Source organism: Dellaglioa sp. CoH-57-MRSF-19, assembly GCF_056781975.1.
Genome location: NZ_JBXAXW010000004.1, coordinates 1 through 20,357, shown reverse-complemented (window position 1 = coordinate 20,357; position 20,357 = coordinate 1). Strand labels below are relative to the sequence as shown.

17 protein-coding genes and 1 pseudogene are annotated in these 20,357 nt (G+C 33.4%); 13 read left to right on the top strand and 5 right to left on the bottom strand.

Annotated features, from left to right (window positions below; genetic code table 11):
- The first annotated feature begins 19 nt into the window (after window positions 1-19).
- The 8 genes from AC1RO3_RS05230 (at window position 20) to AC1RO3_RS05195 (ending at window position 8,029) form a co-directional block, all read left to right on the top strand.
- The gene (locus AC1RO3_RS05230) at window positions 20-940 is read left to right on the top strand and encodes a hypothetical protein (protein ID WP_481761712.1); all 921 of its coding nucleotides are present in this window, start codon (window positions 20-22) and stop codon (window positions 938-940) included.
- Window positions 941-1,255: 315 nt separating this feature from the next.
- Window positions 1,256-2,443: an elongation factor Tu gene (gene tuf / locus AC1RO3_RS05225; RefSeq protein ID WP_409022410.1), complete on the top strand. Its 1,188-nt coding sequence runs from the start codon at window positions 1,256-1,258 to the stop codon at window positions 2,441-2,443.
- Window positions 2,444-2,592: 149 nt separating this feature from the next.
- Window positions 2,593-3,891, top strand: coding sequence for a trigger factor (gene tig / locus AC1RO3_RS05220; RefSeq protein ID WP_409022411.1), 1,299 nt, complete (start codon window positions 2,593-2,595; stop codon window positions 3,889-3,891).
- 177 nt (window positions 3,892-4,068) lie between these two features.
- The gene (gene clpX, locus AC1RO3_RS05215) at window positions 4,069-5,328 is read left to right on the top strand and encodes an ATP-dependent Clp protease ATP-binding subunit ClpX (protein ID WP_409022412.1); all 1,260 of its coding nucleotides are present in this window, start codon (window positions 4,069-4,071) and stop codon (window positions 5,326-5,328) included.
- Between the two features lie 138 nt (window positions 5,329-5,466).
- Window positions 5,467-6,534: a WxLIP family cell surface protein gene (locus AC1RO3_RS05210; RefSeq protein ID WP_409022413.1), complete on the top strand. Its 1,068-nt coding sequence runs from the start codon at window positions 5,467-5,469 to the stop codon at window positions 6,532-6,534.
- Between the two features lie 34 nt (window positions 6,535-6,568).
- A complete protein-coding gene (locus AC1RO3_RS05205) occupies window positions 6,569-7,021 on the top strand; it encodes a hypothetical protein (RefSeq protein WP_481761713.1) in 453 nt (150 codons plus the stop codon).
- A gap of 119 nt (window positions 7,022-7,140) precedes the next feature.
- Window positions 7,141-7,746 carry a ribosome biogenesis GTP-binding protein YihA/YsxC gene (gene yihA / locus AC1RO3_RS05200; protein ID WP_481761714.1) on the top strand — a complete coding sequence of 202 codons (606 nt, stop codon included), beginning with the start codon at window positions 7,141-7,143 and terminating at the stop codon, window positions 7,744-7,746.
- A complete protein-coding gene (locus AC1RO3_RS05195) occupies window positions 7,736-8,029 on the top strand; it encodes a nucleoside triphosphate pyrophosphohydrolase family protein (protein ID WP_409022416.1) in 294 nt (97 codons plus the stop codon). Before yihA ends, AC1RO3_RS05195 begins: the two co-directional genes overlap by 11 nt.
- Before the next feature lie 37 nt (window positions 8,030-8,066).
- Here the strand turns inward: AC1RO3_RS05195 and AC1RO3_RS05190 are convergent, their stop codons facing one another.
- A complete protein-coding gene (locus AC1RO3_RS05190; RefSeq protein ID WP_409022417.1) occupies window positions 8,067-8,219 on the bottom strand; it encodes an SPJ_0845 family protein in 153 nt (50 codons plus the stop codon).
- 202 nt (window positions 8,220-8,421) lie between these two features.
- Here AC1RO3_RS05190 and AC1RO3_RS05185 point away from each other — a divergent pair, with 202 nt between their 5' ends.
- From AC1RO3_RS05185 to uvrC, 3 genes are all read left to right on the top strand, one after another.
- Window positions 8,422-9,882 carry an ABC transporter substrate-binding protein/permease gene (locus tag AC1RO3_RS05185; RefSeq protein ID WP_481761715.1) on the top strand — a complete coding sequence of 487 codons (1,461 nt, stop codon included), beginning with the start codon at window positions 8,422-8,424 and terminating at the stop codon, window positions 9,880-9,882.
- Window positions 9,875-10,609: an amino acid ABC transporter ATP-binding protein gene (locus AC1RO3_RS05180; RefSeq protein WP_409022419.1), complete on the top strand. Its 735-nt coding sequence runs from the start codon at window positions 9,875-9,877 to the stop codon at window positions 10,607-10,609. Before AC1RO3_RS05185 ends, AC1RO3_RS05180 begins: the two co-directional genes overlap by 8 nt.
- Window positions 10,610-10,718: 109 nt before the next feature.
- The gene (gene uvrC, locus AC1RO3_RS05175; RefSeq protein WP_481761716.1) at window positions 10,719-12,488 is read left to right on the top strand and encodes an excinuclease ABC subunit UvrC; all 1,770 of its coding nucleotides are present in this window, start codon (window positions 10,719-10,721) and stop codon (window positions 12,486-12,488) included.
- 115 nt (window positions 12,489-12,603) lie between these two features.
- Here uvrC and AC1RO3_RS05170 read toward each other — a convergent pair whose 3' ends face one another.
- The 3 genes from AC1RO3_RS05170 to AC1RO3_RS05160 are packed head-to-tail and all read right to left on the bottom strand — an operon-like array spanning window position 12,604 to window position 16,220.
- Window positions 12,604-14,532, bottom strand: a complete 1,929-nt coding sequence (locus tag AC1RO3_RS05170; RefSeq protein ID WP_409022421.1) for a PTS fructose transporter subunit IIABC — start codon at window positions 14,530-14,532, stop codon at window positions 12,604-12,606.
- A 24-nt stretch (window positions 14,533-14,556) separates the two neighbouring features.
- Window positions 14,557-15,468 (bottom strand): 1-phosphofructokinase, encoded by a 912-nt coding sequence (gene pfkB / locus AC1RO3_RS05165; RefSeq protein ID WP_481761717.1) that lies wholly within the window; start codon window positions 15,466-15,468, stop codon window positions 14,557-14,559.
- Window positions 15,465-16,220: a DeoR/GlpR family DNA-binding transcription regulator gene (locus AC1RO3_RS05160; RefSeq protein WP_481761718.1), complete on the bottom strand. Its 756-nt coding sequence runs from the start codon at window positions 16,218-16,220 to the stop codon at window positions 15,465-15,467. The genes pfkB and AC1RO3_RS05160 overlap by 4 nt, the downstream gene beginning before the upstream one ends.
- Before the next feature lie 194 nt (window positions 16,221-16,414).
- Between AC1RO3_RS05160 and obgE the strand changes: the two genes are divergently transcribed.
- Both obgE and AC1RO3_RS05150 read left to right on the top strand, forming a co-directional pair.
- Window positions 16,415-17,731 (top strand): GTPase ObgE, encoded by a 1,317-nt coding sequence (gene obgE / locus AC1RO3_RS05155; protein WP_409022424.1) that lies wholly within the window; start codon window positions 16,415-16,417, stop codon window positions 17,729-17,731.
- Between the two features lie 81 nt (window positions 17,732-17,812).
- Entirely contained in the window at window positions 17,813-19,723 is a 1,911-nt protein-coding gene (locus AC1RO3_RS05150; RefSeq protein ID WP_481761719.1) for an acyltransferase family protein, read from the top strand.
- Between the two features lie 126 nt (window positions 19,724-19,849).
- Here AC1RO3_RS05150 and AC1RO3_RS05145 read toward each other — a convergent pair.
- A pseudogene (locus AC1RO3_RS05145) lies at window positions 19,850-20,272 on the bottom strand (transposase); the annotation flags it as partial.
- Window positions 20,273-20,357: the final 85 nt, after the last annotated feature.

Below are 20,357 nucleotides of genomic sequence, written 5' to 3'. Positions count from 1 at the left end.
AGAATAAATAGAGGATATTATGGCAGAAATTATTCCGTTTCCCGACCAAGAGAAACAAAATTATCAGTTAGCAAAAAAGGCTGTAAGTGACAAAAATTATCAACTAGCATCACAATTATTCACAAAAAATTATGATGGTCATCGTAGTTTTAAAAATAATAAATTATTGGTTAATTCTCTAGTTTTGGATGCTCAATTTCAAGAAGCGTTAATTATCGCTGACGAATTTTATAGCGATTACTTAAAACGTGGGGATCAATTTGCAGTTTATTTAAATATACTGTTAAAAAACAATAAATTTATTCGAGCTTGGCAATTGGTTAAAGAGCAACCTTTTGCCACATCACTAGTTTTGGATGCTGAAAATGAATGCCGTGAAAAATTCGATAAACAACTTAGACAAAATGAACGTCAATTTGCACACTTAGGTTCAGTGGACTTTTTTGGACAGCAACAAATTGTTCAAAGTGGACTGGTACTACCTAAAAATGAATTCTTAGATGCTTGTCAAAAAATATTTATGGATAAAGACGTACATCCAATTATAAAATCAAGTCTATTGCAAGAGGTACAAAAGATACCTAATAATATTGAAATAATAAACTATTTATGGGTTGATGGAACTCAGAAAAAAATTGACGTAAAAAAATTAGTTGCAAATGAAAATGAACCTGTATTACTGACAATTAATCAATTAACAAAAAATGATGAGGGAACTATTGATGTACAAATGAATAATTCTTTAAATCATATGTTAAATTTAAAATTGGGGATGATTTATCCTTTTGCAAGTGATTTTTTGGGTATTGAGAAAGAATGGATTGAATTAGTAAAAAGTGAGTTAGGTATGGAATCCACTTTTAAAAGGACTGAAAATTTAACGTATATGGTTGAATTAAATGCATTACTTTCGAAAGAATTAACTGAAATTATGAATTAATGATTAGGTAAAGCTAGCCGTTTACAGTAATCTATGATATTCTAATAAAGAATCCAAAATTTCACTTAGATTTAGTTGTATGAGCGTAGATTTAACCAGGTTATTTTAAGACGAGATAAAAAGTTTCAGTATTCTTTAAATAGGTATTTACAAAACTCTAAACAGTCTATATAATATTTTAAGGATTCTTCTTTATTTGATGATAATGTATTTTGTTATTAAATAAAGAAGTAGTATAATAAAAACAAAGAATCATCAGGGTTAGATTTTCTAAAACTGTTTTATTCTTACAAAAACACTAGGAGGCTCTTATTCATGGCAAAAGAACATTACGAACGAACAAAACCCCATGTTAATATTGGTACTATTGGACATGTCGATCATGGGAAGACAACTTTAACAGCTGCAATTAGTAAAGTATTATCAGACAACGGTTTCGGTGAAGCAGCAGATTTCGCTTCAATCGATGCTGCACCTGAAGAACGTGAACGTGGTATTACTATCAATACTGCCCATGTTGAATACGAAACAGCTGCACGTCATTACGCACATATCGATGCTCCAGGACATGCTGATTACGTTAAAAACATGATCACTGGTGCTGCACAAATGGATGGTGCTATCTTAGTTGTAGCCGCAACTGATGGCCCTATGCCTCAAACACGTGAACATATCTTACTTGCTCGCCAAGTTGGTGTTGATTACCTTATCGTGTTCTTAAACAAAACTGATTTGGTTGATGATGAAGAATTATTAGACCTTGTAGAAATGGAAGTTCGTGAATTATTAAGCGAATATGATTTCCCAGGCGATGATATTCCTGTTATCCGTGGTTCAGCTCTTAAAGCCCTTGAAGGCGATCCAGAAGCTGTAAAACAAGTTGAATTATTAATGGATACTGTTGATTCATACATCCCAACACCAGTTCGTCCTACAGACCAACCATTCTTAATGCCAGTTGAAGATGTATTTACAATTACTGGTCGTGGAACTGTTGCTTCAGGTCGTATCGATCGTGGTACAGTTAAAGTCGGAGACGATATTGAAATTGTTGGTTTACATGAAGATGTTCTTAAAACAACAGTTACAGGTATCGAAATGTTCCGTAAAACACTTGACGAAGGTGAAGCCGGCGATAACGTTGGTGCTTTACTCCGTGGTGTTGATCGCGAACAAATCGAACGTGGACAAGTTCTTGCACAACCTGGTTCAATCAAAACTCACAAATTATTCAAAGGCGAAGTTTATATCCTTTCTAAGGAAGAAGGTGGACGTCATACTCCATTCTTCTCAAACTACCGTCCTCAATTCTTCTTCCATACAACTGATGTTACTGGTGTTATTGAATTACCAGAAGGTGTAGAAATGGTTATGCCTGGTGATAACGTTACATTTACAGTATCATTAATCGCCCCAGTTGCTATTGAAAAAGGTCTTAAATTTACTGTTCGTGAAGGTGGCCGTACTGTTGGTGCCGGAGTCGTTTCAGAAATTGATGATTAATTTTTAATTAATTAAAAAAAGAAATTCGGAAAGCTTTTGCTTTTCGAATTTTTTTTTATAACCATTTACAATCTAGTAATGATACGGTAAAATAGACAAGTATATAAATAGTACGAATATAAAATTTTTGTTCTACCGGAGGGAAAACAATGTCAGCAAAATTTGAAAAAACAGGTAAAAACAATGGAGAAATAACATTCGAAATTGAAACTGATAAAATTAAAGAAGGATTGGAAAAAGCTTTCTTAAAAGTTAAGAAAGATTTAACTGTTCCTGGATTCCGTAAAGGAAAAGTTTCACGTCAAGTATTTAACAGAATGTATGGTGAAGAATCATTATACGAAGATGCTTTAAACATTCTATTGCCAGAAGCATACGAAAAGGCACTTGAAGAAGTTAAAGTATCACCCGTTGATCAACCTGATATTAACATTGATAGTTTAGAAAAAGATTCTACATGGGTCCTTAAAGCTAAAGTTACACTTCAACCAGAAGTTGAATTAGGTGACTATAAAGGATTAACTGTTCCTAAACAATCACGTCGAGTAACTAAAAAAGACGTAGAAGATAGTTTAGAAGCAAAACGTCAACAACAAGCTGAACTTGTACTTAAAGAAGACGAAGCAGCTATTTCTGGCGACACTGTTATCATTGATTTTGAAGGTAAAGTTGATGGCGTTGCATTTGATGGTGGAAAATCAGAAAATTATACTCTTGAATTAGGTTCAAATTCATTTATTCCTGGATTTGAAGACCAATTGGTAGGACATAAAGCTGGAGAGGATGTTGACGTAAAAGTTACATTCCCTGAAGATTACCAAGCTGAAGACTTACGTGGTAAAGAAGCAGTATTTGCTGTTAAAGTTCATGAAGTCAAAGGCAAAGAACTTCCAGAAATGGATGATGAATTTGCTAAAGATGTTGATGAAGAAGTTAATACGCTTGAAGAATTACAAGCAAAAACAAAAGATCAAATTAAAGAAACAAAAGAAGCTGCAGCTAAGGAAGCAATTCAAGATGCAGCAATTGAATTAGCAGTTGATAATGCTAAAGTTGATGAAATTCCTAATTCAATGATTGAAGAAGATGTTCATCGCCAAATGGATCAATACCTTGCAAATATGCAACAACAAGGAATTGACACAAAGATGTACTTCCAATTAACAGGAACAAGTGAAGACGATTTACACAAACAATTTGAAGAAGGCGCAGAACGTCGTGTTAAAACAAATCTTGTGTTAGAAGCTATCGTTGCCGCTGAAAAAATTGAACCTTCTGAAGAAGAAGTTTCATCTGAAATATCAAACTTAGCAGAACAATATGGTATGGAAGAAGAAGCAGTTCGTTCTGCTCTTTCAGACGATATGGTAAAACATGATATTGCTATCAAGAAAGTTGTTGACGAGTTAGCTGACTCAGCAGTTGAAGAAGCAAAAATGAAAAAATAAATAATTAATCGGATATTTTGATTAATCATTTTGAATGAATGAGATTGAAGCGAGTTTATTAGCTTCAATCTTTTTTGTTAAATACATTTGAACGTAAATATTCGCGAAATATTGCTTTATTTGGTACTATAGGTATGCATAAAGTAAAAGATGAGAAGAAAAATACGAGGTGGTAAAATGTTCGAAAATACTGAAGAAGGCGGACCCGTAAATTGTTCTTTTTGCGGTAAGTCACAAGATCAAGTAATGAAAATCGTTGCTGGACCTGGTGTTTATATTTGTAATGAATGTGTTGATTTATGTAAGGAAATTATCGACGAGGAATTCAGGGAACAAATGGATTCTGAACCATTACTTGTATTAAAACCACAAGCAATTATGAATAAATTGAATGATTATGTAATTGGGCAAGATCAATCTAAAAAAACGTTGTCAGTTGCGGTTTATAATCATTATAAACGAGTTAATCATATGCTTGAAGTTGACGAAGATAATGACGAAACAGAATTACAAAAAAGTAATATTTGTTTAGTTGGTCCTACGGGATCAGGTAAGACATATTTAGCACAAAGTTTAGCTAAAATTTTAAACGTACCATTTGCTATTGCAGATGCCACTACTTTAACTGAGGCTGGATATGTTGGTGAAGATGTTGAAAATATCCTTTTAAAATTATTGCAAAGTGCAGATTATGATGTTGCAAAAGCTGAAAAAGGAATTATCTACATTGATGAAATCGATAAAATTGCTAAGAAGAGTGAGAATGTTTCAATCACACGTGATGTATCAGGTGAGGGTGTTCAACAGGCACTTTTAAAGATTCTTGAAGGTACTATTGCAAGTGTTCCGCCTCAAGGTGGACGTAAACACCCACAACAAGAATTAATTCAAATAGATACTAAGAATATTTTATTTATTGTTGGTGGGGCATTTGCTGGAATTGAAACAATGGTCAAAAATCGATTAGGCGATAAAACGATTGGTTTCGGTGCTGAATCCAATTCTGAAACTATTGATGAACAAAATAGTGTTATGCAACAAATTATTCCAGAAGATTTATTAAAATTTGGATTAATTCCTGAATTTGTTGGTCGTTTACCAATTATGACAGCTTTAGAAGAATTAAAAGAAGAAGATTTAGTTCGAATTTTAACGGAACCTAAAAATGCATTGGTTAAACAATATACAAAACTTGTTGAATTAGATGGTGTGACGCTTGAATTCGAACCTGAGGCATTGTCACGAGTTGCCGAACTTGCTATTAAGCGAGATACTGGGGCACGAGGTTTGCGATCTATTATTGAAGAAACAATGCGTGATGTTATGTTTGATATTCCAAGCCAAGAAGACATCGAGCGCGTAATTATCACTAAAGCAACAGTTGATCAAACTGATGGTCCTGTAATAATTAAAGGGAGCAAGAAAGCAGCATCTTAAAGTCTTGTTAGAGTATAGTCATTTAAAGACTGTCAAATATAGTGAGTACACTCTAAAAAAAAGACATAGTAATGAATATAAATGTAGTATAATGAATTTAAGGTTAATAATTTTAATAAATAATAAAGGGTGGACGTCATGAATAAAACAATAAAAAAAGCGATTTTGTTCGGATTTTCTGGGGTATTGTTGGGTGGACTTGGGTTATTCAATAAGTCTGTTGAAGCTAAGGCTCCTGCAAATAATATTGGGTACAGTGTTCAAAGTATTCAATCTGATAAACAAGTTAAAGCTAGTTTGAAACAATCATACTTTGATTTGAAATTGGATGCTAAGGAAAAAGAAACGATTTCAGTTAAAATCTTTAATTCATCAGACAAAGCATTAAAAATTCGTAATGCTGTTTATACAGCATCTACAAATGATAATGGTCAGCTTGAATATGCAAAAGAATTAGCAAAAAAGAATATTGATAAATCAATGAAATATCCTTTAGCTTCACTTACTAAGTTAGATTCAGGTAGTGTCGTAACAGTTCCTGCTAAAGGAAGTAAAATCGTTAAGGCTACAATTACTATGCCAAAAGATAGTTTCAACGGTGTTTTGTTAGGTAGCTGGTATTTTGAAAAAGTTGATAATTCAACTAAAGAAACAAGTAATAAAAAAGGGATTTCAATTTCAAATGCATATTCATATGCAATTGGAATTAAAATTTTAGAGAAGAAGACGGTTGAACCAAATATGAATTTATTATCAGTTAAAGCTGGTATGAGAAACTATCGTAAAGGTGTATTCCCTGTATTCCAAAACGATAAAGCCGTAATTATTCCTAAATTAACAATTAAATCTGAAATTATGAAAAAGGGTTCAACAGATGTTTTAGAAAATACAACATTAAAGAACCTATCAATGGCTCCTAATTCAAATTTCAAATTCCCAATGCTTTATGACAAGGGTCAATTAGAAGCTGGAGACTACACATTAAAGGCTGTAGCAACAAGTGGTAAAAACACTTGGAAATTCAATAAAAACTTCACAATTACAAATGATGATGCAAGTAAGTACAACAAAGATGCTATTGGAGATCCACAAAAAGCAACAAATCCGCTATGGTATGTTGCTTTAGGTCTTGGTCTCGCAATCCTAGTGATACTAATCTTTTTCCTTATTAAAAGATATGTTGATAAGAAAAAAGCTGATAAGTAAGTATTTAATATTATTATTTATTTTATTTTTCAGTATGCTCGTGACACTTAAAAGTGTGTCTGCAGACATAACGTATGGGTACAGTACGTTACCTAATACGGTTAACAAATATGTTAAGAAAAATAATTCAGAATTTGCAATTTATTCTGATAGTAATAATAGAGAATCACCTTATTTGCAAATAATCGCAACTGATGGATTGACACCATCATGGCAATTGAAAGGTAGGCTACAATATAAGTCAAACGATATTGTACATGTTGACTTATTTCGGCCAAAGTTACAGTCTGGATTAAAGAATATGCCAAGAACTTATGGTGATCTAATTTCTGGAGATTCAACTAATATAACAGCAAATGCTAAAGATAGTAGTGGGGAATATTTATTTTATTGGCCCAATACTTTAATTCAGATTTTGACAACGCATGTGGTAACATATTCGGAAGTACAAATAATTTGGATTATCCAAACGGCAGCAACAAAATAAAAGCTTTACAACATCGAATTATTTAATTCATGTTGTAAAGCTTTTTGATTCAGATTAAGTTACATTAACACATTTTTATATGGTAAAATGGTTTGAGTATTGAAAGGAAGGTGTTTAATATGGATGTTCATAATGTTGAACTTGTTATGAGTGCCGTTGCACCAGCACAGTATCCAACAGATGGTATTCCTGAGATTGCACTGTCAGGACGTTCTAATGTTGGAAAATCATCATTAATAAATACGTTAATAAATCGTAAAAGTTATGCGAGAACTTCTAGTCAGCCTGGAAAAACGCAAACATTGAACTTTTATAACGTGGAACAAAAATTATTTTTCGTAGATGTTCCAGGATATGGATATGCAAAAGTGTCAAAAACAGAACGTGCAAAGTGGGGACAAATGATTGAAACCTATTTAGCAGAACGTACTTCTTTAAGAGGGGTCATTTCATTAGTTGATGCTCGACATGAGCCAACAAAATTAGATGTTCAAATGGTTGATTTTCTTCACTATTACGATATTCCTGTATTGGTTGTTGCGACAAAGAGCGACAAAATTTCTCGTGGTAAGTGGAATCAACATGAGAGTATCATAAGACGTTCATTGTCTTTGACACCTGAAGATGATTTTGTTTTATTTTCGGCTCAAGACAAATCTGGAAAAGAAGAGATTTGGCAATGGATTGAAAGTCATACAGAACTAGGAGAAAAAAATGGAATTTAATGAATATCAAGAAGCAGCAAATCGCACATTATATGGAACTGAACAAGTTTTAACAAATTGTGCATTAGGTGTTGCGGCTGAAGGTGGACAATTAGTTGATTTAATTAAAGATTATACTTTTAAAGGTCGAGAATTAGATAAAGTGAAATTAACTAAAGAAATGGGAGATGTACTTTGGTATTTATCCCAAATTGCTGAATGGGCCGATATTGAATTTGATGATGTTGCAAGAGATAATATTTTAAAATTAAATAAACGTTACCCAGATGGATTTAAAAAATAAAAAAATTCAGATAAGTTTATAACTTATCTGAATTTTTTTATTTTTTAGGTTTCGATTCTTTAACATCAGAACTAGGCTTCTCTTCCGTTTCTGAAGACTTAAGTTCAACTTTAGCAGGATCTTTAGGGTCAAGTGCAAATTTATCAAATAAACTTTCCAAGTTATCTTGGCGTTGGATTTTTAAGCTCATAATTGTAGCCTCCTTATGTAAATATAGAATAACAGTTTATTAAAATGAATACAAGACAACTGATTAATGCATAAAAAGCGCTTTAAATAACTTTTATATGTATAAAGTCATTTATTATATGTATTTAATTGCATAAAAAATCTTTGTAGCATATAATCGATTTATTCACTAATAAGAGAAATTAAAAAAGAGGAGTAAATTGATGCAAATAAATAAAAAATGGTTTATAGGTATATTAATCGCATTTTTCATGATGTTAGTTGGTAGTAATCAAGTAAGTGCTGCAACTGGTAACTCTTTACAGAATGTTAAGGATAAGGGAACGTTAGTACTTGGAACAAGTCCAGATTATCCACCCTATGAATTTCAAACAACAGTTAATGGCGATGATAAAATCGTTGGATTTGATATTTCAATTGCACAAAAAATTGCTAAAGACATTGGAGTTAAGTTAGTAATTAAGAAAATGGATTTTGACTCATTACTTGTTGGCTTAGAAACTAATAAAATTGATATGGTTATTTCAGGTATGAATCCGTCGGATGATCGTAAAAAAAGTATTGATTTTTCAGATGTTTATTACAATGGAAAACAAATGATGTTGGTTAATAAGACTGATGAAGATAAATATAAGACTTTAAATGATTTTTCTGGGCTATCAGTTGGGGCTCAAACTGGATCGCTTCAATATACAATGAGTAAAGAACAAATAAAAAATGTGAATATTAAAGGGTTGGCTAAAGTAACCGATTTAATTTTAGCGCTTAAAAGTGGTAAGGTAGCGGGTGTTGCCATGGAAGAACCAACTGCTAAAGCATACGCACAAAATGATAGTTCATTAGCAGTTGTTAATCCTGGATTTATCTCAGCGCCTGATGCAAGGGGAGCTGCAGCCGGATTTGCAAAGAATTCCGATACTTTGGTGGCAGCTGTAAATAAGTCTATTAAAGAAATTAAAAAGAAAAATTTAATAAATACGACATATTTACCTGAGGCTAGTAATTATTTAACAAAAAATACATCGGATAACACAATGATTCACTATTGGAAATATTTTGCCAAAGGAATTGGTTATACTTTATTAATAACGGCGGTTTCAGTTATTGTTGGTGTTATATTAGGAACGTTGCTAGCACTCATGCGTTTGGGCAAAAATAAAGTGATTAAAGTAATTGCAGTATCCTACATTGAATTTGTTCGTGGAACGCCTCTAATGATTCAAGTGATGTTTGTGTACTTCGGTATTGGAATGTTAGTAAATATTCCAGCGCTAATTGCAGGTATTATTGCTGTATCGCTTAATTCAGGCGCATATATAGCTGAAGTAATACGATCGGGAATCTCTTCTGTTGATGATGGACAAATGGAAGCAGCAAGAAGTTTGGGGCTTTCACAGAAAGAGACGTATCAGTCTGTTATTATTCCACAAGCACTAAAAAATATTTGGCCAGCTCTGGGAAATGAATTTATAACATTAATAAAAGAAAGTTCAATTGTTTCTATTATTGGTGTGACTGATTTAATTTATCAGATGAAAATGGTTCAATCAGCTACTTATAAAGGTATTGCGCCTATCTTTGTTGCAATGTTAATTTACTTTGTTTTAACATTTAGCTTATCTAAATTATTAAATTACTTTGAAGGGAAGATGAAGCATGTCTAAAATTATTGAAGTTAATAAATTAAGAAAATCCTTTGGAAAAAATGATGTTTTAAAAGATATTTCTGAATCAGTTGATAAAGGACAGGTTATCTGTGTGATTGGACCATCAGGATCTGGTAAAAGTACCTTTTTACGTTGTCTGAATCTACTTGAAGTTCCTACATCAGGGGATATTTTATTCGAAGGTGAAAATTTAACAAGTTTAAATGAAAAAGACTTAAATCAATTGAGAGAAAAAATGGGGATGGTTTTTCAAGGTTTTAATTTGTTTCCAAATATGAATGTAATTGAGAATATAAAATTGGCTCCCATGAAAGTTAAAAATATATCAGATAAAGAGTCAGCTGATATAGCTACCAATTTATTAGAAAAAGTTGGATTAGCAGATAAGGCACTACAATATCCAGATAGTTTATCTGGTGGTCAAAAGCAACGAGTTGCGATTGCCAGAGCATTAGCCATGGATCCAGAAGTACTCTTATTCGATGAGCCAACTTCAGCATTAGATCCTGAAATGGTCGGAGAAGTACTTAAAGTTATGAAAACGTTGGCTAGTGACGGAATGACGATGGTAGTTGTGACACATGAAATGGGTTTTGCTAGAGAAGTAGCAGATCAAATTTGGTTCATGGATCAAGGATATATTCAAGAAAAAGGACGTCCAGAAGATGTTTTTGATCATCCGACGTCAGAACGTGCGCAAGATTTTTTATCAAAGATATTGTAAAAAAATAGATTTCAGATAGACTCCCGTCTATTTGGAATCTATTTTCTTTATTCAAACGCTTGTTCGGGGTATAATTAAAGCATATATTAACGTAAAGAAGGTGCCTCGATTGGCTTCAGAGCATATCGAAAATAAATTAGCATTATTACCAGCATTACCAGGATGCTATATCATGAAAAATTTAAATAGTCAGATTATTTATGTTGGGAAAGCAAAAAATTTAAAAAATCGGGTGCGTTCTTACTTCAAAAGTGCGCATGATGGAAAAACAGCTAAATTGGTTTCTCAAATTGTTGATTTTGAAACAATTATTACATCCACTGATAAAGAAGCATTTCTGTTGGAAATTACTTTAATTCAAAAACATCAGCCGTATTATAATATAAAATTAAAGAAAGGTACTGGATATCCATATATTAAAATTACAAATGAAAAAGACCCAATGATGCAAATCGTTAGTCAGGTTAATAAGGACGGTGGATTTTATTTTGGTCCTTATCCAAATGTTTATGCAGCTCAGGAAACATTGCAGTTTTTACAAAAAGTTTATCCTTTAAGAAGATGCAATGGATTTCAGAAGCGACCATGTTTGTATTATCATATGGGGCAATGTTTAGGCTCTTGTTTTAAAGAAGTTCCGCATGAAAAATATGAGGCTCAAATAAAAAAAATCAAATCATTTTTAAATGGTAATGTGATTGTAGCAAAACAAAAACTAAAAAAAGAAATGAGTAAGGCAGCGGATGAAATGTTATTTGAACGTGCCGCTGAATTACGTGATCAAATTCATTTTATTGAAGTTACTGTTGAAAAACAAAAAATCATTTCAAATGATAATACACCTAGAGATTTGTTTAATTTCTATCTGGATAAAGGTTGGTTGTCAATTCAAGTTTTCTTTATTAGGCAAGCACGATTAATGAAGCGAGAAAAAAGACTTTTTCCAATTGTAACAACGGCTGAAGAAGAAATGGCAACTTTTATCCTTCAGTTTTATAATCGAAAAAATAATGTGTTACCAAAAGAAATATTAGTTCCAGCAGGAATTGATACAGATATCTTATCTGATATCTTACAAGTACCAATTCGGACACCACAACGTGGGCAAAAAAGTGAACTTTTAAAATTAGCTAAAAAAAATGCTCGCTTAGTTCTTGAAGAAAAATTCAGATTACTAGAATTAGATGGGCGCAAAACAACTGGTGCCATGAAAGAAATTACAGACGCTATGGGGATTCCAGAAGGTCATCGAATAGAATCTTTTGATCACTCACATATACAAGGGACTGATCTGGTATCAGCCATGGTTAGTTTTATTGATGGTAAACCTGAGAAGAGCGAATATCGCAAATATAAGTTGAATACAGTTGATCATGCGGATGAAGCAGCAAGTACACGTGAAGTTGTTCGCCGACGTTATACACGTCTTTTGAAGGAAGGTAAGCCTATGCCAGATTTAATTTTAATGGATGGTGCTGAAATACAAATAGAAGCTGCAAAAGACGTTTTAAGTAATGAATTAGATTTAATGATTCCAGTAGCGGGGATGGTTAAAAATAACAAGCATAAAACATCTGATTTAATGTTTGGTGATGCTGATCAAAGACTATCATTGGATCCAAAGAGTGAAGGGTTTTACCTTTTACAAAGGATTCAAGATGAAGTCCATCGATTTGCCATTACCTTTCATCGTCAAGTTCATTCAAAGAACTCACTTAGTTCTCGTTTAGATTCTATCCAGGGTGTTGGGCCAAAAACCAAAACGAAATTGTTAAAAGAATTTGGGTCGATGAAACATATTAAAGACGCTTCAATGGAAGAGTTACAAGGATTAGGTATTTCAAAGACAGTCGCACAAACAATAAAATTATCATTATAAATTTACAAAAGGAGTCCTTAATGACAGAGATTTATGTCATTAAGGACTCCTTTTTATTTTAAAATAAAGAAGAGCTATCAGGTATTATCCTGATAGCTCTTCAAAGTTAAACGAATTATTTCTTATTTTCTTTTGCAACTGGACGCCAGATACCGAGGATAATCCCTGCAACTGCAGCACCAATTAAAACAGAAAGTAAGTAGAACGTTTTATTTGTAGCTAAGGCAATTACCCAAAGACCACCATGAGGTGCAGGAACAGAGACGTTCCAGAATTGACTTAAACCACCACCGATTGCAGCACCAATTACACTTGATGTAATGACGTGTAATGGATCTGCTGCTGCGTAAGGAATAGCACCTTCAGTAATAAATGAAATACCAAGAATGTAGTTTGACAAACCGGCTTTTCTTTCATCTTCAGAAAATTTATTTTTCCAGAATGTTGATGCAATAGCTATTGCAAGTGGAGGAATCATACCACCAACCATAACAGCAGCCATCATTTTACCATCACCAGTAGAAGTGAAGACACCAATTGAGAATGTATAAGCTGCTTTGTTAAATGGACCACCCATATCGATAGCCATCATAGCAGCAAGAATTGTACCGATTAAGACGGCATTGGCTGTTCCCATATGAGTTAAGAAATCTGACAAGACATGATTAATTTGTGCGAAGATAGGATTAACCATAAAGAACATAATCGCGCCGACAATTAATAAGGATAAAATAGGGTAGATTAGGATAGGTTTCATCCCATCTAGTGATTTTGGTAAGTTTTTAAAGAGTTTTTTAAGACCGACAATAACATAACCGGCAATAAAACCAGCTGCTAAACCACCTAAGAAACCAGAAACAGATTCAGTTTTAATAACATTTGCGGCAGCAAAGTTAGCCATGTAACCACCAACAATACCAGGCATAAGGGCAGGACGATCACCAATACTCATAGCAATAAAACCGGCTAAGATAGGTACTAAGAAAGCAAATGCATAATTACCAATTCCATTTAAGAAGATAAAAGTTTGTGAACTTGAGCCACCGGGAACGTATTGTTCAACGATGAATGAGAGTGCCATTAAGATACCGCCACCAACAACAAATGGTAACATGTGTGATACACCGTTCATTAAGTTCTTATAAATTTCATTCCAAACACTACCAGAGGTTTCTTCATCATTTTCAGCAGCGTCGGTTCCTTTAGCATGATAAATAGGTGCTTTTCCGTTTACTGCGGCAGTAATCAATTCTTCGGCTTTTTTAATACCATCGGTAACAGGACGGTTAATTAAAGGTTTGCCATCGAAACGATCCATAGCAACTTTTTTATCAGCGGCGACAATGACACCAGACGCACGTTTAATTTCTTCGTCAGTTAAACGATGCTTAATACCTTCTGAGCCATTTGTTTCAACTTTAATGTCAACGCCCATCTCTTCAGCTTGTTTGATGAGGGCAGCTTCAGCCATATAAGTATGAGCGATACCAGTAGGGCAGGCTGTTACAGCGACCACGTATGGATTACCTGATGGTTTAACATCAGTGTTTTTAGCAGCAAGTTGTGCAGCAGCTTCTTTTGCTTCTTTTTCATTTTCAGCGGCAGTGAAGGCAGCTTGAACCTCATCTGGAGTTGTGACTGTTTTTAATTTATCAACTAAATCGGGATTAATTAATAGACTTGATAAAGCAGCTAATGCTTGTAAATGGGCATCGTTTGCACCTTCAGGAGCAGCAATCATGAAAAATAAAAATGTAGGTTGACCATCAAGTGAATCATAGTCAAGTCCTGCTTTACTTTTAGCAAATAGGACAGTAGCACGTTTAACAGCTTTATTTTTTGCATGTGGCATGGCAATACCTTCACCGATACCAGTAGTTGATTGTGCTTCACGTTTTAGAATGTCTTGTTTGTAAAGTTCCTCATCATCAATCACGCCAGCCTCAAAGTATTTATGTACCATTTCATCAATTGCTTCGGCTTTTGTTGTTGCTTGAAGATCCATAATCATGACATCTTTAAGTAATAATTCATTTAAGTCCATAGTGTAAAACTCCTTTTATAATAGTTAGATTTTCTTAATATCAATTTGTGGTAAAATTTCGTTAATTTTTTCAATAGTTGCAATATCTTCAGAAAATGCAGTTGCGGAGCCACAAGCTAGTCCATATTTAAAACTTTCAATAGGATCATTAGTTTTTGCAAAGGTACCTGTAAAACCAGCAATCATTGAATCGCCAGCACCAACTGAATTAATAACAGTCCCTTTAGGCGCATTACTTTGGTAAACAGCATCTTTAGTAATCAATAGGCCGCCATCGCCAGCCATTGAAATTAAAACATGTTGTGCACCTAATTCTAATAATTTTTGACCATATTTCACAATATCGTTGATACCGTTTAAAGTAACATTGAATAATTCGGCTAATTCATGGTGATTTGGTTTCACGACGAGAGGTTTTTCACTAATTGTTTTCAATAGTGCTTCACCAGTTGTATCAATAACAAATTGTGCGCCTTTAGAACGAATTACTTTAATTAATTCATAATAAAAATCTTGAGATAGGTTAGGAACTAAACTACCAGCTAAAATGACAGTATCATCAGACGTCAATGTTTCAAATTGCTCATTGAATAGTTTAAGTTCATCATCTGATATTAGAGGACCCTTACCATTTATTTCGGTTTCTTGGTCAGCTTTTATTTTAATATTAATTCTAGAATCAGCTTTTATTTTTGTAAATTGAGTATCTAGGTGATTAGCTATCATAGCTGACTTAATAAATTCACCTGTGAATCCACCAATAAAACCAAGTGCTTTATTAGGTTGATTCAATTCATTTAAAATTCGGGAAACGTTTATACCTTTACCACCTGGTAATTTTGTATCATAATCCATCCGATTAACTTCGCCAAGCGTTAACTTATCTAGTTGAACGATGTAATCAATAGAAGGATTTAAAGTTACTGTGTAAATCATTGTTGTACCTCCAAAATTTTTGTTTGTGTTTTATAATTTTCAGAATCAGTTACCGGCAATTTATCAGTGATAATTGTAGCCTGATTAAGATCTGCAACTTTAATGAATGAAACTTGGTTAAATTTTGATTTGTCGGCTAAAACATAAGTTTGTCGACTTTGATGAATTGCGGCCAGTTTAACTGCGGCTTCTTCAGGATCTGGTGTGCTAAATCCAAATTTATTGTTAATTGAATTAATACCGAGAAAGACTAAATCAAATTGAAGGTTCTTGATTGATTTAATACTATCAGCTCCCACAATAGCCTTTGTATTAGCTTTAACTTGACCACCGATGACGATTGTTCTAATATCATTTTCAGAAAGAGAAAGTGCATGATTAACACCGTTTGTAACAACAGTTAGATTGTTAACTAACTTAAGATAGGGAATCATTGCGAAAGTTGTACTACCAGCATCAAGAAAAATCACATTATTAGGTTTGATTAAATTTGCAGCAGCTTTAGCAACTGCTATTTTATTTGGCGTATTTAATGAAAATTTTTCTTCTAAATTTGCTTCAACTTTTAATGATTGGATGCTTTGTGCACCACCATGAACTCTTACTAATTCACCATCAGTTTCAAGCTGCTGTAAATCGCGTCGAACAGTTGATTCTGAGACATTTAATTTATGACAAATATCTTGTAACTTAATATAACCATGTTTGTCAATTTCAGAAATAATATATTGGCACCTTTCAATTGTAAGCACTTTCTCAACTCCTTATAAATAAAATACCACCAAAAACATTCAAAATCAACCAAAAACATTCAAAAATACCAAAAAAATTTGAAATATGAGAAATTGGCTTGAATTTTTAAAAGAGTTAAGTAAATACATAGACAAATGACTTTTTCTTCTTTAAAATAGTAAGTTAGTAGTCAACGGAAAGAATAGGTGATCGTATGTTTATAGATCAAGTTACAATTGAAATAAAAGCAGGTAAAGGTGGCGACGGGATGGTAGCGTTCCGTCGAGAAAAATATGTACCTAATGGTGGACCAGCCGGTGGTGATGGTGGCCGTGGTGGTAGTATTGTATTTGAAGTAGATGAAGGATTAAGAACTTTAATGGATTTTAGATACAGTAAACATTTTAGAGCTGAATCTGGTGAAAAAGGAATGATTAAAGGGATGCACGGACATGGTGCACCTGATAAAAGAGTTCAAGTACCAGAAGGAACAACAATTAAAGATGCTGAAACAGGAGCAGTAATCGCTGATCTCGTTCATAAAGGAGATTATGCTGTTGTTGCCAAGGGTGGTCGAGGTGGTCGTGGCAATATTAGATTTGCTAGTCCTAAAAATCCAGCTCCAGAAATTTCTGAAAATGGTGAACCTGGAGTAGAACGTAAAATTCAACTTGAATTAAAAGTTTTAGCTGATGTTGGGTTAGTTGGATTTCCATCTGTCGGTAAGTCAACGCTTCTTTCAGTTGTGACAAGTGCCAAACCTAAAATTGCAGATTATCATTTTACAACGTTATCACCTAATTTAGGGATGGTTCGTTTAGATGATAACCGTGATTTTGTTATTGCTGATTTACCCGGATTGATTGAAGGGGCTTCAGTTGGCGTTGGATTAGGAATTCAATTTTTACGTCATATTGAGCGGACACGTGTTATTCTTCATTTAGTTGATATGAATCCTGAAGAAGGTCGTGATCCGTTTGACGACTATCTTAAGATTAATAAAGAATTAAAAAATTATGACCCTGAATTACTTGAACGTCCGCAATTAATTGTGGCAAGTAAGATGGATATGCCAGGGGCTGCAGAACAGTTAGAAGCATTTAAAAAACAATTGGCAGAAGATTCTACAGTGGAAGAAACACCTCGTGTATTTTCTACTTCTTCTATTACTCGTGAGGGACTACAAACCTTAATGAATGTAGCTGGTGATTTATTGGAAGAAACACCAATGTTCCCAGCACTAAACTTGAAAGAACAAGAAGCACAACAAAAAATCTATGATTTCGAAAAAGAACAAGAAAAATCTGCACCTGATTTTGTTATTAATAGGGATGAAGATTTAACTTGGGTTCTTTCTGGAGAAAAATTAGAACGTCTATACCAAATGACAAATATGGACCGAGACGAAAGTTTGATGCGTTTTGCACGTCAACTTCGTGGTATGGGTGTCGATGATGCTTTACGTGAACGTGGTGCTAAAAGTGGGGATATAGTGAGAATTGATAAATTCTCATTTGAGTTCGTTGAATAATTCGGAATATTAATAATTTACGGTTACGCTATCAGCAAATAAAAGGGTAATTTATATAAGATAAGAGGAGAACGGAACAAGATGGATAAGAAAAAAAGATTAAAAAAAGCCAGATATATTACTGGCTTTGATGGCGTGAGGACATTGGCTGTTATTGGGGTTATCCTTTATCACCTCGTGCCATCTAGTCTACAAGGTGGATACTTAGGTGTACCGATATTTTTTGTTGTATCGGGTTACTTGATTACTGATTTACTTAATCAGGAATGGGAACAAAATAAAAAAATTGATGTTCTAGGCTTTTATATTCGACGGGTTCGACGACTTTATCCAGCGTTATTGACGATGTTGATTGCAACTATTGCCTATATAACACTATTTCAAAGAGAGTTATTGAAAAATATTCAAGAAATTTTCGCATCAAATTTGTTATATGTTTATAATTGGTTTCAAGTTTTGCACAAAGAATCATATTTTGATCATTTCGGGACGCCATCACCATTTACGCATCTTTGGTCGCTATCAATTGAAGGTCAGTACTATTTTTTCTGGCCTATTATAGTGGCGTTGCTAATTGTGTTTTTAAAACGAAAAGAACGGATTTTTAATCTTATCTTTATCTTAGCTTTTATTTCCGCATTAGCGATGGCCTTCTTGTATAAAGCAGGATCTGATCCAAGTCGTGTCTATTATGGAACGGATACAAGAATGTTTTCAATTTTATTGGGGTCAGCACTTTCATTTATTTGGCCAAGCAGTTCTTTAAAAAAGGAAATTTCAAAAAAAGGCCGATTTGTTTTAGATGCGTTAGGTATAGTATCGCTCATAACAATTATTAGTTTGTTTTTGACTATGTCAGATCAAAGTTCGCTTGTTTATCGTGGAGGGATGTTTTTCTTTTCAGTTTTAGTTATGATTTTTGTAGCTACAATTGCACATCCTGGAGCGGATATGAACAAAATTATGACAAATCCTGTTTTTACTTGGGTTGGTAAGAGAAGTTATGGCATTTACCTATATCAATTTCCAATAATGGTATTCTATGAGTCAAAGATTCAGAGTATAGGTGATCATCCATGGCTAAACGCGCTAATTGAAATATCTATCATTTTATTAGTGAGTGATTTGTCATATCGATTCTTAGAAAGACCTCTACAAAGATTTAATTATAAACAAACATTTACATTTATTAAAGAAACCTTTACAAAGGATATTAAAAAAACTCGTCAAAAATTTTCTATTATTGTGGGTGCATTAATAATTGGTATAGCGTTGTTTGGAATAATTAACGGACCAAGTCTTTCAATTACTGGAGTGAATGCTTTACAGAATACTATTAGTGAGAATGCTAAAGTAGCTGATAAAAAGAATGCTGACGCATTAAAAAAACCGAGCTCGTCTAGTTCTAAGAAAAAACAATCAAGTAGCAAAAGTGCTTCTAAAACTAGTTCTTCAAAAGTAGTTGCTGAAAAACAAAGCCCAACATCATTAACAAAGGCTGAGACAAAAAAAGCCTCAAGCGTATATGCAACGGCAATTGGTGATTCTGTATTGGCAGATGGAGAAAACATATTACAAGATGATTTCCCACATATGTATGTTGATGCAAAAGTCGGTCGTCAGGTATATACAGCTGCTGATGATATTAGGTTGTTGGCTAAGCAAGGTAAACTTCAAGATAACGTTGTTATTGGTTTAGGGACAAATAGTCCATTTACAACCGATCAGTTTGACGATATTATGAGTGCAGTTGGTTCGGGGAAACAAGTTTACTGGATTAATGTACATGTCCCAACAAGGCGTTGGGAAGGTACCGTTAATAGCATGTTGGAGACACAAAAGAAAAAATATTCAAATTTGCATATAATTGATTGGTATTCATATAGTAAGGATCATACAGAGTGGTTTTATGATGATAATGTTCATCCAGATCCCGATGGTTCAAAGTATTATGCAACGTATATTGCAAGACAATTAATTAAAAATATGTAAAATACTTAAGAAGCCCTACAAACTATGGTTTGTAGGGCTTCTTATTTTTGGGTCTGCGTCAAATAGTGTTGGTGAGACGATAAACGTCTAATTTAATTAAGGGAAATCCAAAAGGATTTCCTTTTTTTAGTTATGAATTAATAAAATTCTTTCAAATAGATGATGCCAGTTTCTGAAACCGTAACAGCTACGTTTAAGTGTTTTAATTTTTCGGTTAAGTCCCTCTATAGGGCCATTTGAATATGGTGAAGATAAACTATTTTTAATATAATGCTGATTCTTTTTAAAAGTGGTTATTACAGTATCCATTTCACTGTTATTAGGTTGATAGTCTTCTAATAACTGAGTTAAATTAGAAGTGTCGGCTTTATTGATAGCTAATAAAATATCTTGATATGTTTCATAGACTTTTTTGAAGTTAGAACTTTGTTCTAATCCTAAATCAACAACATTCTGTTGCGTCATATATTCTTTCGTACTAAAAAAATAAACAGATTTTGAACTTTCTAGTTCTGTTTCTTGTTTGTGAAAAAGGCGCCACTGAGTTTTTAAAGCTTTGTAATAATCCCTTTATGGTTGTCAGATGAAATAATATAATTTCATCCGATAATCATGGAGGGATTTTTGTATGTCC

Excerpts from the sequence above, each read along its gene's own strand:
- AC1RO3_RS05230 (WP_481761712.1), top strand. The coding sequence starts at position 20 with ATGGCAGAAATTATTCCGTTTCCCGACCAAGAGAAACAAAATTATCAG.
- tuf (WP_409022410.1), top strand. The coding sequence starts at position 1,256 with ATGGCAAAAGAACATTACGAACGAACAAAACCCCATGTTAATATTGGT.
- tig (WP_409022411.1), top strand. The coding sequence starts at position 2,593 with ATGTCAGCAAAATTTGAAAAAACAGGTAAAAACAATGGAGAAATAACA.
- clpX (WP_409022412.1), top strand. The coding sequence starts at position 4,069 with ATGTTCGAAAATACTGAAGAAGGCGGACCCGTAAATTGTTCTTTTTGC.
- AC1RO3_RS05210 (WP_409022413.1), top strand. The coding sequence starts at position 5,467 with ATGAATAAAACAATAAAAAAAGCGATTTTGTTCGGATTTTCTGGGGTA.
- AC1RO3_RS05205 (WP_481761713.1), top strand. The coding sequence starts at position 6,569 with ATGCTCGTGACACTTAAAAGTGTGTCTGCAGACATAACGTATGGGTAC.
- yihA (WP_481761714.1), top strand. The coding sequence starts at position 7,141 with ATGGATGTTCATAATGTTGAACTTGTTATGAGTGCCGTTGCACCAGCA.
- AC1RO3_RS05195 (WP_409022416.1), top strand. The coding sequence starts at position 7,736 with ATGGAATTTAATGAATATCAAGAAGCAGCAAATCGCACATTATATGGA.
- AC1RO3_RS05190 (WP_409022417.1), bottom strand. The coding sequence starts at position 8,219 with ATGAGCTTAAAAATCCAACGCCAAGATAACTTGGAAAGTTTATTTGAT.
- AC1RO3_RS05185 (WP_481761715.1), top strand. The coding sequence starts at position 8,422 with ATGCAAATAAATAAAAAATGGTTTATAGGTATATTAATCGCATTTTTC.
- AC1RO3_RS05180 (WP_409022419.1), top strand. The coding sequence starts at position 9,875 with ATGTCTAAAATTATTGAAGTTAATAAATTAAGAAAATCCTTTGGAAAA.
- AC1RO3_RS05170 (WP_409022421.1), bottom strand. The coding sequence starts at position 14,532 with ATGGACTTAAATGAATTATTACTTAAAGATGTCATGATTATGGATCTT.
- pfkB (WP_481761717.1), bottom strand. The coding sequence starts at position 15,468 with ATGATTTACACAGTAACTTTAAATCCTTCTATTGATTACATCGTTCAA.
- obgE (WP_409022424.1), top strand. The coding sequence starts at position 16,415 with ATGTTTATAGATCAAGTTACAATTGAAATAAAAGCAGGTAAAGGTGGC.
- AC1RO3_RS05150 (WP_481761719.1), top strand. The coding sequence starts at position 17,813 with ATGGATAAGAAAAAAAGATTAAAAAAAGCCAGATATATTACTGGCTTT.